The 12,885-nt window shown below is 61.0% G+C and carries 13 protein-coding genes and 1 pseudogene; 6 read left to right on the plus strand and 8 right to left on the minus strand.

Translation table 11 applies throughout. From position 1 onward, the window contains the following. Positions 1–157: 157 nt before the first annotated feature. On the minus strand, positions 158–691 hold the full coding sequence (locus FHW37_RS25670; RefSeq protein ID WP_145641536.1) for a GXWXG domain-containing protein: 534 nt from the start codon (positions 689–691) through the stop codon (positions 158–160). Positions 692–937: 246 nt separating this feature from the next. Between FHW37_RS25670 and FHW37_RS25675 the strand changes: the two genes are divergently transcribed. Beyond that, positions 938–1,138: a hypothetical protein gene (locus FHW37_RS25675; RefSeq protein WP_145641538.1), complete on the plus strand. Its 201-nt coding sequence runs from the start codon at positions 938–940 to the stop codon at positions 1,136–1,138. Between the two features lies 1 nt (position 1,139). Further along, complete coding sequence (locus tag FHW37_RS25680) at positions 1,140–1,346, plus strand: hypothetical protein (RefSeq protein WP_145641540.1); 207 nt, start codon at positions 1,140–1,142, stop codon at positions 1,344–1,346. A 51-nt stretch (positions 1,347–1,397) separates the two neighbouring features. Here FHW37_RS25680 and FHW37_RS25685 read toward each other — a convergent pair whose 3' ends face one another. Further along, entirely contained in the window at positions 1,398–2,093 is a 696-nt protein-coding gene (locus FHW37_RS25685; protein ID WP_145641542.1) for a hypothetical protein, read from the minus strand. Between the two features lie 611 nt (positions 2,094–2,704). On the opposite strand from FHW37_RS25685, the gene FHW37_RS25695 reads away from it, so the two are divergent. The 4 genes and pseudogenes from FHW37_RS25695 (at position 2,705) to FHW37_RS25710 (ending at position 9,185) form a co-directional block, all read left to right on the plus strand. Further along, positions 2,705–3,454 (plus strand): ImuA family protein, encoded by a 750-nt coding sequence (locus tag FHW37_RS25695; protein WP_145641546.1) that lies wholly within the window; start codon positions 2,705–2,707, stop codon positions 3,452–3,454. Continuing rightward, complete coding sequence (locus FHW37_RS25700; RefSeq protein WP_145641548.1) at positions 3,378–4,889, plus strand: Y-family DNA polymerase; 1,512 nt, start codon at positions 3,378–3,380, stop codon at positions 4,887–4,889. The genes FHW37_RS25695 and FHW37_RS25700 overlap by 77 nt, the downstream gene beginning before the upstream one ends. After that, a pseudogene (locus tag FHW37_RS25705) lies at positions 4,889–8,132 on the plus strand (error-prone DNA polymerase). The gene FHW37_RS25700 and the pseudogene FHW37_RS25705 overlap by 1 nt, the downstream one beginning before the upstream one ends. An 81-nt stretch (positions 8,133–8,213) precedes the next feature. Further along, positions 8,214–9,185 (plus strand): hypothetical protein, encoded by a 972-nt coding sequence (locus tag FHW37_RS25710; RefSeq protein ID WP_145641551.1) that lies wholly within the window; start codon positions 8,214–8,216, stop codon positions 9,183–9,185. Between the two features lie 11 nt (positions 9,186–9,196). On the opposite strand, the gene FHW37_RS25715 is transcribed toward FHW37_RS25710, so the two are convergent. From FHW37_RS25715 to FHW37_RS25740, 6 genes are all read right to left on the minus strand, one after another. Continuing rightward, positions 9,197–9,493 carry a hypothetical protein gene (locus FHW37_RS25715; protein WP_145641552.1) on the minus strand — a complete coding sequence of 99 codons (297 nt, stop codon included), beginning with the start codon at positions 9,491–9,493 and terminating at the stop codon, positions 9,197–9,199. Further along, a complete protein-coding gene (locus FHW37_RS25720; protein ID WP_145641555.1) occupies positions 9,490–10,164 on the minus strand; it encodes an SOS response-associated peptidase in 675 nt (224 codons plus the stop codon). The genes FHW37_RS25715 and FHW37_RS25720 overlap by 4 nt, the downstream gene beginning before the upstream one ends. Positions 10,165–10,534: 370 nt before the next feature. Further along, positions 10,535–10,756 (minus strand): hypothetical protein, encoded by a 222-nt coding sequence (locus FHW37_RS25725; protein ID WP_145641557.1) that lies wholly within the window; start codon positions 10,754–10,756, stop codon positions 10,535–10,537. After that, complete coding sequence (locus tag FHW37_RS25730; protein ID WP_145641559.1) at positions 10,737–11,105, minus strand: hypothetical protein; 369 nt, start codon at positions 11,103–11,105, stop codon at positions 10,737–10,739. The genes FHW37_RS25725 and FHW37_RS25730 overlap by 20 nt, the downstream gene beginning before the upstream one ends. Beyond that, positions 11,105–11,911, minus strand: coding sequence for a Ku protein (locus FHW37_RS25735; RefSeq protein ID WP_145641561.1), 807 nt, complete (start codon positions 11,909–11,911; stop codon positions 11,105–11,107). Before FHW37_RS25735 ends, FHW37_RS25730 begins: the two co-directional genes overlap by 1 nt. 12 nt (positions 11,912–11,923) lie before the next feature. Continuing rightward, entirely contained in the window at positions 11,924–12,829 is a 906-nt protein-coding gene (locus FHW37_RS25740) for a Ku protein (protein WP_145641563.1), read from the minus strand. Between the last annotated feature and the right edge of the window lie 56 nt (positions 12,830–12,885).

Consider the following 12,885-nt stretch of genomic DNA (forward strand, 5'->3'; position numbering starts at 1 on the left):
CCGCGGGAAGCCCGTACTCTCCTTCTCGCCGCCATGAGCAACGATACGAGCCTTTCACGCTCCTCCTCCGGCAAATACGGGTTCGATGTCCGCCACAGCCTTCCGCGAACCACAATGTATCGCCCATCTGGCGTGTGCAGTGGAGAAACTTTCTCGCTCACTCTGATGCCCCGCTTGCGAGAGGCGCGACGCGATGGAGGCGGAAGAAATATCTTCTCTGGTCCTGTTCGATGATCATCATTCCAGCAATCTCGTCATCGCCGATCCTTCTGAAGAAATCCACGATCGGCTTCGTGTCATAGACCATCGCAGCGGTCTCCCCGTCGTCGATCATGCGCAACTTTACCGAGGCGGTCGTGCCGGAGGCACGGATCATTTGATGCAGGTACGAAAACCAGTTTTTGGCGACCGGCGTTTTCCCGAAGGTCGCAAGCTTGAGCGCGGCCCGAATGGGAATGCGTCGCGGATCGAGAGGGACCAGGCGGCCTGGCCGCCACTGAAAAAGAAGAGCATCTGCTCGGAGGTCTGCATGGAAGCGTTTCCCAAACCAATTCAAGTTTTCGAGCACGCCGTCGAGCGGATGGCCGGAGGGAATGCCTTCGCCGCGCCACAACCCGATCAGCTCGGCAGGGGATATCGGCGGTAGCGAGTTAAACCAGGCGATCGTCGTTGACTGCGGATCGTCGGTCATCAGGGCTCCATAAATGATCGTGGGGAAGCGGTACCGGACGGTGGGGCACTCGACTGCCATTTCGTTGGACAAGACGAGAAACCGGGAAAATACCACGCTCGCCTTCCCCATCGCGTCCGGTTGACATCGCCCGCGCTTCGAAGGGAATGTCGGTTATGACATATGGTTCCCATCCTCAGAGCAGGGGCCACGAGGAACAAGGTACGGGCTCGAAGGTTACCTTCTCATTCAACAGGAGGTTCAACCATGGGAATGAACAATCCGAAGGACGGTGCTCCCGGCACTACCGACCAGTCGCCGCGCTGGGAAGGCCCGCGGGAAAACACGCCTTCCGGCTACCTACCGGCAAAGGACGATCCCGATCAGGCGCAGGACGCGAACGGCGAGACAAACAGCGATCCGGAAGCCAGTTCGCTCGCCGGCGGCTTCAAGCAGAAAGGTGATTAAGATGTCGAACGTTAAAAAAGATGCCAAGGGCCAGTACGCCAAGTCGATTGCCGACCGAAAGTCGACGGGCGTCCACAGCGCCAAGCCAACGGTCATCACCGGATCGGAAGACGCCACCGAACATAAGACGCCTCCCGGAAAGAAGCCCGTCAAAGACTGGGACATCAACTTCGATCCGGCGGACGAGAACGAAAGCCAGATGCCTTAGAAGTTAGAGAGAAGCCGCGCAGTCTGTACGCGGCTTCAATAGTCTCTGACGTCAGCGGCTACCCGGCAAAATCTGGCTCTGCCTCAGGTCGTCGATCGACTGACCCTGCGACATACGATCATCGGCAGGCCGTTCACTTTCGGAAACGTCGCGCTGATGACCTGTCGGGAGAACGTCGTCGACGACATCGCTGGGAACGTCTCCTGCGAGATCATATCCCCGCACTCTCGGCGAAGTCGCCTTGGCACTTCTGCTATAGCGGCCTACGCCCGTCGCGCTGCCTGCGGCCGCGTCCGCCTGGAACACGTCTTCAGTGGACGCTGCAGCCTGTTGATCGTACCCGCCGGTCGACCAGCCTTCCGTCCGCCATAGATCCGCCCGTTCGTCGATGTCGATGGAACCCTCGTCGTCGAGAATGTCGTGTGCGGTGTCGTAATTGCTGTCGTTCACCGAAGCGGAGACGAGGAAGCCGCCGCGGCGAAGACCTTCGGCGTACACGTCGCGATCTTCATCCGGGAAGAACCAATCGGCCAACCCGGCCCAGAACCCGGAACCTTCCGGGGCGGCAGCGGACCCTTCGCGGTCGGCTTCGTATCCGGGCATGAGACGGACGTCGGCGACCCCCGCTGCCTTGAGCTTATCGATCGCCGTCTCGGCGTCGCTTCGGCTGTCGAAGAATGCCGTCAGCGTGCTCTTGGCGAGATTGCTTGCGAACGCGGGCGCGCCTTCATTGTAAACATTGGTCATTGGATGCTCCTCCTTGATTGTGAGGAGCGAACGACCACCGAAACCGATTGTTCCGGCAGAGCTATCGATCGAGGCCTGGAAACCGAGTTCCGCAGCGATCGCCGTCCGGCCCAACCATCCTATCGCATCCCATCGCCAGTCGACGGCGCAACTTCGCGAGACATGCCGTAGCCCCGAACTGCGTCACCAGAACCTTCCGCTCGAAGCTGTCGCGGCGGTCGCAGTACGAGCACTCGAGTACGATGACCATATCCCGGATGTCCTTAAGCGTCGGTCCGTCTCCGCCCGCCAAGTTCGTTCTCCGTCTCGCCATCACCTCTCCGATGCGTTGGCTTCATGCCCGAGCGGCGGGCTGACTAACCGATCCGGAATCCACAGGCAAGGCGCCGACGACGACAAAAATATTTTCAATGGCGGCGCCCACTTAGATCGAACACCTACGAAATTGATTCCGTTCGCTGAATCTTCGCAAACGCTAATTCGTAGGAACAGATTCCTGTCCGCCGGGTGCCTTGACGCCGCCGACGATAAGGAACAGATAGAGAACAATCAAGTTTCCATCGACATGATGTCGTGCTTTTTCACCGCGATTTCGGAAGGATTCGCCAAGGATGTCGGCTGCCCGCGAGCTAGCCATCGCTGATCTCCGCGACCGCATAGCTGCCTTGGAGGGCGGCGTCGCGAAGCGGAAGGTGTGCCTGCCGTTCGGGGCGCCTGAAATCGACGACGCTCTTCCGGGAGGCGGTCTCGCCTACGGCGCGCTGCACGAGTTCGCCGGGGGTGGATCGGGCACCGTCGATGGAGCGGCCGCCGCCCTGTTCGCGGCGGGGATAGCGGCGCGGACGAAGGGTCCCGTGGTCTGGTGCCTGACGCGCCCGGACCTATTCCTTCCGGCACTCGCTCAGGTCGGGCTCCAGCCGAACCGGGTGATCTTCGTCGAGGCGGGGAAAGAAGAGGACGTCCTGGGGTCGATGGAAGAGGCCCTGTCCTTTGGCGGTCTGGGCGCCGTCGTCGGAGAGCTTGTGCGCCTGCCGATGGTCGCCTCCCGTCGTCTGCAGCTTGCTGCCGAGCGGACGGGAACGATGGGCATCGTAGTGCGGCGCTGGCGGCGGCAGACGGAAGCCAACGATTTCGGCCAGCCGACCGCGGCGACGACACGATGGCGGGTCAGCGTCCTGCCGTCCGAAGAGCTGCCGGTTCCGGGCGTGGGACGGCCACGATGGTTTTTGGAGCTGATGCGAGTGAAAGCGGGAGAGTGTGCTGAGTTTTGCGTAGGAGCATGTGATGACCAGGGTCGTATCGATATTTCTCCCGGATCTGCCGACCGATCGAATTCGGCGCGACGATCCGTCCATAGCTGACGACCAGCCCATTGCCGTCATCTCCCGGAGCGGCGCGAAGCGCTGGGTCTCCGCCGCCGATGCCGCCGCCGAGAAGGTGGGCGTCAGAGTTGGCATGCCGGCCGCCAAGGCGCAGGCGCTCTTCCGCGGACTCATGCTGGTCGACGCCGACCCCGCTGCCGACGCCAGACGGCTCGATATGATCGCCCTCTGGGCGCTCGAATATTATTCGCCGATCGTCGCCGTCGACGGCATCGATGGTCTCGTTCTCGATACGGAGGGGGCCGACCATCTTCAGGGCGGCGAGCTGCCGATGGTCACGAAGATCTTCAACTCCTTCCACGCCAAGAAGCTGACGGCCCGTGTCGCCGTTGCAGACACCTGGGGTGCCGCGCACGCTTGCGCGCGGGCTATCAAGCGCGAGACAGTCATCATTCCAACCGGCAAGACTTTTCGCGCCGTCGAGAGGCTGCCGATCTCGCTCCTTCGCCTTCCCGAAAAGACCGTCGCGGATCTCCGGGTTCTGGGTTTCCAGACGATTGGCGAACTGGCGAACACGCCGCGCGCGCCGCTGGCGCTCAGGTTCGGTCCGGAAGTCGGCCGCAGGCTCGACCAGATCCGAGGGCTGATCGCCGAACCCATCGACCCGATCCGCACCGCCGAGACCGTCCAGGTCTCCCGGAATTTTCAGGAACCGATCGGAGCGGCGGAAACGATCAACAAGTATGTAGGCCGCTTGGTCGTCCAGCTTGTCGCCGAACTCGAGAAGCGGGGCCTCGGCGTCCGTCGTGCCGATCTCTTCGTCGAGAAGGTCGACAACACGCGCCAGGTCATCAGGGCGGGAACCGCCAAGCCAGTGAGGGACGTCGCTTGGCTCACCAAACTCTTCCGAGACCGTACCGAGAAGATCGAACCCGGTTTCGGCATCGAGCGTCTGGTTCTCGTCGCAGCCGCGGCAGAGCCCCTCGTGGAGGAACAGCGCATATCTTCGCTCGTCGAAGAGGAAGTCACCGACGTCACCCCTTTGATCGACATCTTCGGCAACCGTGGCCAGCGCGTGTACCGCCTCGCTCCCGTGGCATCCGACGTTCCGGAGCGCAGCGTGCAGCGCGTGTCCGCCGTCGCAGAAGCCATCGAGGAGACCTGGGTGGGCCACTGGCGTCGCCCGGTCAGGCTTCTGCCGCACCCCGAAGTGATCGACGCGATCGCCCTGATGCCAGACCATCCTCCGCGAAGCGTCACGTGGCGGGGGAACCGCCACAAGGTCGTCCGGGCGGACGGCCCCGAGCGCATTTTCGGCGAGTGGTGGCGTCGTCCGGCAGAGCTGGAGGCAGTCCGCGACTACTTCATGATCGAGAACGAGCATGGCGAACGGTTCTGGATCTACCGTGCCGGCGACGGCGTCGATCCCGAGACCGGCTCCCATAAATGGTTCATGCACGGGATATTCGCCTGATGCGCTACGCCGAACTTCAGACCACCACCCATTTCTCTTTCCTTCGCGGCGCGAGCAGTGCCGACGAACTCTTCGCGACCGCCAAGGAACTTGGCATCGAGGCCCTGGGCGTCGTCGATCGCAACTCTCTCGCCGGGATCGTTCGAGCGCTCGAAGCGTCCCGCGCGACCGGGCTGCGCCTCGTCGTCGGATGCCGGCTCGATCTGCAGGATGGTCTATCCGACCGACAAGGCCGCTTACTCCCGGCTTACGCGCCTGATCACGCTTGGCAAGGGCAGGGGCGGTAAGAACAACTGCATACTGCACTGGGACGACATTCCGCTGTACGCCGAGGGGCTCATCGGCATCCTCGTTCCTGACATGCCGGACGACCTTTGCGCCGTGCAGCTCCGGCGCATGAAGGACGTGTTCGGCGACCGCGCCTACGTCTCGCTCTGTCTCCGGCGTCGGCCGAACGACCAGATGCGGCTTCACGAGCTTTCGAACATGGCCGTGCGGCACAAGGTGAAGACGGTCGTGACCAACGACGTCCTCTTCCATGAGCCGGGCAGGCGGCAGCTCCAGGACATCGTCACCTGCGTCCGAGAGGGCACGACGATCGACGAGGTCGGTTTCGACCGGGAACGCTTCGCCGACCGCTTTCTCAAGCCCCCGGAAGAAATGGATCGTCTGTTCCCGCGTTATCCAGAAGCGCTCGCACGGACGATGGAGATCGTCGAAAAATGCAAGTTCAGTCTCGAGGAACTCACCTACGAGTACCCGGAGGAGGCCATCGTCGAGGGAATGGACGCTCAGCAGTCTCTGGAGCACTACGTCCGCGAATGCATCCCCGACAGATATCCCGAGGGCCTGCCGCAGAAGGTCCTCCGATCTGTCCGGCACGAGCTCGATCTTATAAAGGAGATGAACTACGCGCCCTATTTCCTCACGGTCTTCAGCATCGTCCGGTTCGCGCGATCCCAAGGCATTCTCTGCCAGGGCAGGGGATCGGCGGCGAATTCGGCCATCTGCTACATTCTTGGTGTGACCTCGATTGATCCGGAGACCAACGATTTGTTGTTCGAGCGCTTCGTGTCAAAGGAGCGTAACGAACCGCCGGACATCGACGTGGATTTCGAGCACGAACGCCGGGAAGAGGTCATCCAGTGGATCTACAAGACCTATGGGCGCGACAGGGCCGCGCTCGTCTGCACCGTCACGAGATATCGGGCGAAGAAGGCAATCGCCGACGTCGGCAAGGCGATGGGCCTCCCGGAGGACGTGACGAAGGCCTTGTCGTCGGGTCTGTGGTCGTGGTCCGAGGAAATCACCGAGAAGAACGTAACGGACCTCAACCTTAATCCTAACGACTATCGGCTCGTGATGACCTTGAAGCTCGCGCGCGAGCTCATGGGCGCGCCCCGGCATCTCGGGCAGCATGTCGGCGGCTTCGTGCTGACGCGCTCGCGGCTCGACGACCTCGTTCCGATCGAACCGGCCCGCATGGAGGACCGCCAGGTCATCGAGTGGGACAAGGACGACGTGGAAGCCTTGAAGATGATGAAGGTCGACGTTCTGGCGCTCGGAATGCTGACGTGCATGCAGAAGGCATTCGATCTGATCCGCGAGCACAAGGGCGAGGACCTCGACCTCGCAAAGGTGAAGCAGGAGGACAGTGCCACCTACGCGATGATCCGCAAGGCCGACACTCTTGGCACTTTCCAGGTTGAGAGCCGGGCGCAGATGTCGATGCTGCCACGCCTGAAGCCGCGCACATTCTACGACCTCGTGGTGCAGGTTGCGATCGTGCGACCAGGACCGATTCAAGGAGATATGGTTCATCCGTATTTGAGGAGGCGCGAGGGCAAGGAGCCTGTCGAATATCCCACGCCGGAACTCGAGGCCGTCCTCGGCAAGACCCTGGGCGTGCCGCTTTTTCAAGAGTCTGCCATGAAAGTCGCGATGGTCTGCGCCGGGTTCACGGGAGGGGAGGCCGACCAGCTACGCAAGAGCATGGCGACGTTCAAGTTCACCGGCGGGGTGTCACGGTTCCAGGCCAAGCTCGTCGACGGAATGATAAACAATGGATACACGCGGGAGTTCGCCGAGCGCACGTTCAAGCAGCTCGAAGGCTTCGGGTCCTACGGATTCCCCGAGTCCCACGCGGCGTCCTTCGCCTTGATCGCCTACGCTTCCTGCTACATCAAGTGCCATTTCCCCGAGGCGTTCGCGGCCGCGTTGATGAACTCCCTGCCGATGGGCTTCTATGCGCCCGCGCAGATCATATGGGACGCGCGCCAGCACGGCGTCGAGGTCCGACCGATCTCCGTCCAGCATTCGCGATGGGACTGCACGCTGGAAGCGATCCCCGGCACCGAGCGGCATGCCGTCCGGCTCGGCATGAGGCAGGTGACGGGACTTGCCACACTCGATGCCGCCCGAATCGTCGCCGCCCGAGGAGAACGGCCGTTCGAATCCGTGGACGATGTATGGCGACGATCGAAGGTTCCGGCCGAAGCGCTCACTCAACTCGCCGAGGCCGACGCCTTCCGGCCCGCCTTCGGTCTGGAGCGACGCGACGCTCTCTGGGCTATAAAAGCACTCCGGGACGAGCCTTTGCCGCTTTTCGCAGCCGCCGCCGAACGCGAACAGATGGCCGTCGCCGAACAACAGGAGCCGGAAGTCGTCCTTCGCCAGATGACGGAGGGCCATAACGTCATCGAAGACTACGCGCACGCAGGGCTGACGCTCCGACAACATCCGATCGCCTTCCTCCGAAAGGATCTTGCGGCCCGCCGCATCGTGACGTGCGCCGACGCCATGAACGCGAAGGATGGCCGCTTCCACATGATCGCAGGCCTCGTTCTCGTGAGACAGAAGCCGGGCAGCGCGAAGGGAACGATGTTCATAACGCTGGAGGACGAGACCGGCCCGGCGAACATCATTGTCTGGCCGACCCTCTTCGAGAAGCAGCGGAGGATCGTGCTCGGCGCGTCGATGATGGGCATCTACGGGAAGATCCAACGGGAAGGCGACGTCGTCCATCTGATCGCGAGGAAACTGTACGACCTTTCAGGAGACCTTTCGGCGCTGGCAGATCGCGATCTCGAGGTGAAGATTCCGACCGGCCGAGGCGACGAGTTCGCCCATGGATCGCCAGGGAGCGCAGATCACCGGGACAAGGCCGTGGTGAAGGTCAGGGACATGTACGTTCCCGACCTCCACATCGACAGCCTCAAGGTCAAGTCACGGAATTTTCACTAGAGACGCGATAGCCGAGAACCGGGCCCTTGTCGCTTACGAGCTGAGGGACGATTCTAGTCGGGAACAGAGCTGCGAGTGCGCATGAGCCGAAAAAGCAAAGAAGAAGAGCGCCACCCTTCAGAGATTTCCGATTGGGAAGGTAATCAAGACGCGTTCTATAAGAAGATTTTTCTTGGATCCCCGCTCCTTCGAGGAATGATTGCCGATCGCCTCGGGTGGCAGGCGGAGGATCTGGCCGATATGGACCCACACACGACCGAGTTCCAGTCGCGAGCGGTATCCGATGCCTTCCACGGACAGAACCCTTGGAAGGGCTTGCGTTCAGATGGGATTTACAAGTCGGCAGGGGGCTTTGCGTTAGGGATCGAATTCCAATCGACGCCGAATCATGGGATGCCGATCCGGGTTCAAGTTTACAAGACGGCGTATCTTGAGGAGCATCCAGACTTTCCCTCCGAAGATTTGAAGTTCGTCGTGGTATATTCCGGTAGTGGGCGCGGGGTTGCAGGCGACAAGCACGGCGAAGTCCGTCGCGAGGAGATCGAGTACCTTTATCTCGATCTCAACAAGATCCCTGCCGAACAGCTCGAAGCAGACGGCCCCTATGGACTCGTCATGCGTCTCACGCGACCGGACGCCATCGATATCGGCCAGTTCCATCTTGCAGAAGATATGATAAAATCGGCGGACATCTCGGAATTGGAACAGAACAACCTATTTACCGCTTTGGTCGTTGCCGCTTCGAACAAGCCGAGAGTTTTTGCCGAGGTTCTTGAGAGATTTCAAATGAACAATGCAGTCAGAAGAAGCCTTGTCGAAGCTCTCCCCCGTCTCCGGACGATGGCGGAAGGGCAGATGATGCGCGATCGCCTGTCGTCAACTGCAGTTCGTCGGGAATGGCCGGACGAGGTACTCACATTAATCGAATACGTTCATGACGACGACCTTGACGATCTCGATGATCGCATCCGAAATGCGGAAAAGTCTGAAGACTGGACTGATCTTATCGAGCAGGCTCAAGAGTTTGCATCTGCGGGGCCGGGGTTCCGGTAGTATCCGAAAGCCTACGTCGGCTCTCGATTGAGGATTCTCAACGTCCTGATCTGGCTTGCCAGCGCCAGAAGGGCTTTCGCCACCGTCTCGTCGGGTATCCTTTCGATGTTGTGGATGATCTCGCCCACGACGCATTCGGTCGAACCGTCGAACGGAGCAATCTTGCCGGTCTTGTGCAGCAGCCCACGAAGAGCGCCGGAAGCTGTGACGCCCCTCTCGAGAAGACGTCGCCGTTCGGCCTGTGGCAGTTTCGGCAAGCTGTTCGCGGCCCGCACGAACTCCGAAACCAGATCGGTCGTCACCGTCACAGCGGGTTCACCTCCGGGAGCGGCTTTCCTTCGAACCGCGACGAGTTCACGTCACGTGACACGCGATGGAATTCCAACCTATCGTCAAGGTTCGCCTGCAGCAGCTCCTTCGCATGCGCAGGCACCGTGCCGACATCGAGCCATTCCTTGTAGGCTTCAGGATCAAGGATGACAGGCTGTCTGTCGTGGAGTGTCTGCATCGGATCGCCCGCGGGCATCGTCACGATGGCGCAGCTCGTAGTGCCCAGCTTGTCGTTGTGCGCCCATAGGCCGGCGAACGAGAACGGCACGTCTCCCGGAAGATGGATATGCCACGGGTTTTTCTTGCCGTCGGAGGCGTCGACCGTCCATTCGTAGAAAGCGGACGCGGGGATGAGGCATCTCTTCGACTTGAACGCTTCTCGAAACGCGGGCGCGGTATCAACGGTCTCGATGCGTGCATTGAACATTGCCGCCTTCGGCATCTCCTTTGCCCAAAAGGGAACGAGCCACCACCTGGCCTCTTCGGCGATCTGTTTTCCATCGCCGTCGTTGTGCACCATGAGCACTGGCTGGGTCGGCGCGATGTTGAACCGCGCAGCCGTATTTCGCCCGCGCTCGACATCCCAGGGAAGATCGTAGAGATCGACGAAAGCCGGCCATTCGTGTTCCAACGTAAAGCGACCGCACATCGTCAACGTCTCCGTAGTAAGCCGACGTCGCGTTCCAACTCGCGATTTGCGAGCACCGCGAGCATGGCGTGGTCCGCCAGTTCTACAAGCGCGGCTGCCACCTCCTCGGCCCGCCACCCGGCCGCCATCCCGGCAAGTGCGACTTCCGACACGCTGTCGGCAAGCGCTTCCTGGCATTGGAGGAAGCGATCCGGATGTATGCCGGGATGAGGAGGTGCGATAGCTTTCATGACAAGGAGAATGGTGCCGCTTCGCCCATCGTCAAGGCGCCGCCCGCACCACCGATCCTTCGGCTCTCAGAATGAACAGGAATACCTGCACGGTGCGGCTTCATCCGCGATGAGAAATTCTACCAGTGTCCGAAGCGCGATCAAGGCAGACGAGCGGGCATTGTTTCCGCAGCAAGGCTTTCGACGAGGGCCTGTGCACGCTCCAGACAGACAAGAGGGCCCTCGACGACAGTGGCCCGCGGCTGCCGTTCTTTGAAGTCGATTACGCGGTTGCTTCCGGGCGGGCAGATGACGGCGAAATGGCCGCTGGGGCTATAGATCGCTATCCGGTAGCCCTTGTACTCATGCACGATGCTGGGCATGTCCGGCGTCCTTGGCAGCGGGAGCCATCATACGACGCCCAGATCGGTTTCCACCGAATGCCGCGAGCTGCGCAGGCGGCGACGACTGCACCAGCGCTTCGGTTACCCAAACCTTCTCGTCGACAGCTTCGCCACGGCGGATCGCTGCCGCCGCCAGATCGCGATAGTATCCAGCATACCGTATCAGCCTGCGAAGCGACTTCTCCGGCGGAGGAGCGGTCGCCCGCATGGCCTCGCAGGTGACGATCACCTGATAGACGGTCGACCCGTCCGTGATGGCGAGCTGACCGTTCTCAAAGTAGATGAAGGGTTCCGGCTCACAGATTTCGAATTCTCCCAGGTCTCCCATCAGCTCGCCTTCTTCTTTTTTTGGTCCAGTTCGAGGCTCTTCCTCAGCACGTCCATGATGTTCACGACGTTGGAAGGGGCAGCATCGCCCTTCTTGGCCTTGGTTTTCCTTTCGGGCTTCAGCGACCTCTTCTTCTCGTCGATCAGCGCCAGCAGCGCATCCTGAATCGGATCGCTGACCAACTTTGGCGACCAGGCCTTCGTCTTCTGCTTGATCAGCTTCCGCACCAGGGGCAGGGCGTCGTCGTCCGCCTCGTCGTCGATGTCCTCGAAGTAGTCGTTCTCAGGCCGCACCTCGTCTCCGAACCGCAGGGTCCAAAGTACAATACCGTTGTCGCGCGGTTCGAGAACGACCGCTCGTTCCCGGCGTCCGACGACCAGCTTGGAGACGCCGACCACGTCGGAGGCCTTCATCGCCTCTCGGATGACCGAAAACGCCTCGTCACCCACCTTGTCGCCGGGCGTCAAGAAGTGCGGCTTCTCGAGATAGATCCACGGAATGCTATCCGCCGGCACGAACTGCGAGATGTCGATAGTCTTGACGGTATCTAGCGCGACGGCATCGATCTCGTCCTCAGTCAGCACCACGTAGTCGCTCTCGCCACGGGCGTATCCCTTGCCCTGCTTGTCGTCGCGGACAGGCTTGCCTGTAACGGAGTCGACGTACTGGGACATGACCCGGTTGCCGGTCTTCTCGTTGATGGTGTGGAACCGGACCTTCTCGGATTCCGACGTCGCCGGCATCATCTCGACCGGGCAGGTGACGAGCGAAAGCTTGAGGTAGCCTTTCCAATAAGGACGTGCCATCGTCGTTCCTCCTCAACCGGCCTTGCGCTGCGGGGCGGCTTTTGAAGCGGCGGACTTCGCGGCCGCCCCCTGCGCTGCGCGCTGCCGTCCACTGCCAGCATTGGCATTGACGGCAGTGCGTTTCGGTTTGTCTTCGGACTTCTTCGACAGCCCGGCGCTCTCTCGGAGGGCTGCGAGCAGATCGTTAGGCTGCGAGACCTCGACCTTCTTCCGCTTCGGCAGGGACTTGCCTTCGAGCTTCGCCTTTACCAAATCGGCCAGCGCCTCTTCGTAGCGGTCGTCGAACGTCGCCGGATCGAATTCGCCGATCTTGGTGGAGATGATATGCTTCGCGAGATCGAGCATCTCGCCCTCGATTTTGATCTTAGGCACGGTTTCGAAGGCCTTCTGCGACGATCGAACTTCGTAGTCGTATTGGAGGTTGGTCGCAATCAGCCCTTTGCCGTGCGGTCGGATGAGAACCGTGCGCATGCGGCGAAACAGGACCGTCCGTGCGATGGCGGCGACCTTGTCGGCCTTCATGCCGTCACGCAGCAGGGCAAAGGCATCGCCGGAGGTCTTATCCGGCGTAAGATAGTAGGGCTTGTCGAAATAGACGTCGTCGACCGCACCGCAGGAAATGAAAGCTTCGATCTCGAGCGTCTTGTTGCTTTCCGGAACGGTCGCCGCGATCTCCTCTGGATTGATGAGAACGTATCGGCCGTTCTCGAGCTCGAAGCCCTTGACCTGGTTCTCCTTCGGCACCGGCTCCTCGGTCTCGCTATCGACGAAGACGCGGTTCACCCGGTTGCCTGTCGCGGTGTTGATGGTGTTGAAAGCGATACGGTCCGACGTCGACGCGGCCGTGTATAGCGCGACGCCGCAGCTCACTTCGCCTACCTTCAGAAAGCCTTTCCATTGCGCTCGATGCCCTGCCATACGCTCTACTCCGAATCACCTGGATTGCGAATCAAAGGTTCGAGCGAGTGATTCGT

Origin of the sequence: Neorhizobium alkalisoli (assembly GCF_007829835.1) — a bacterium.
GTDB lineage: Bacteria > Pseudomonadota > Alphaproteobacteria > Rhizobiales > Rhizobiaceae > Neorhizobium.

Excerpts from the sequence above, each read along its gene's own strand:
- FHW37_RS25670 (WP_145641536.1), bottom strand. The coding sequence starts at position 691 with ATGACCGACGATCCGCAGTCAACGACGATCGCCTGGTTTAACTCGCTA.
- FHW37_RS25675 (WP_145641538.1), top strand. The coding sequence starts at position 938 with ATGGGAATGAACAATCCGAAGGACGGTGCTCCCGGCACTACCGACCAG.
- FHW37_RS25680 (WP_145641540.1), top strand. The coding sequence starts at position 1,140 with ATGTCGAACGTTAAAAAAGATGCCAAGGGCCAGTACGCCAAGTCGATT.
- FHW37_RS25685 (WP_145641542.1), bottom strand. The coding sequence starts at position 2,093 with ATGACCAATGTTTACAATGAAGGCGCGCCCGCGTTCGCAAGCAATCTC.
- FHW37_RS25695 (WP_145641546.1), top strand. The coding sequence starts at position 2,705 with ATGTCGGCTGCCCGCGAGCTAGCCATCGCTGATCTCCGCGACCGCATA.
- FHW37_RS25700 (WP_145641548.1), top strand. The coding sequence starts at position 3,378 with ATGACCAGGGTCGTATCGATATTTCTCCCGGATCTGCCGACCGATCGA.
- FHW37_RS25710 (WP_145641551.1), top strand. The coding sequence starts at position 8,214 with ATGAGCCGAAAAAGCAAAGAAGAAGAGCGCCACCCTTCAGAGATTTCC.
- FHW37_RS25720 (WP_145641555.1), bottom strand. The coding sequence starts at position 10,164 with ATGTGCGGTCGCTTTACGTTGGAACACGAATGGCCGGCTTTCGTCGAT.
- FHW37_RS25725 (WP_145641557.1), bottom strand. The coding sequence starts at position 10,756 with ATGCCCAGCATCGTGCATGAGTACAAGGGCTACCGGATAGCGATCTAT.
- FHW37_RS25730 (WP_145641559.1), bottom strand. The coding sequence starts at position 11,105 with ATGGGAGACCTGGGAGAATTCGAAATCTGTGAGCCGGAACCCTTCATC.
- FHW37_RS25735 (WP_145641561.1), bottom strand. The coding sequence starts at position 11,911 with ATGGCACGTCCTTATTGGAAAGGCTACCTCAAGCTTTCGCTCGTCACC.
- FHW37_RS25740 (WP_145641563.1), bottom strand. The coding sequence starts at position 12,829 with ATGGCAGGGCATCGAGCGCAATGGAAAGGCTTTCTGAAGGTAGGCGAA.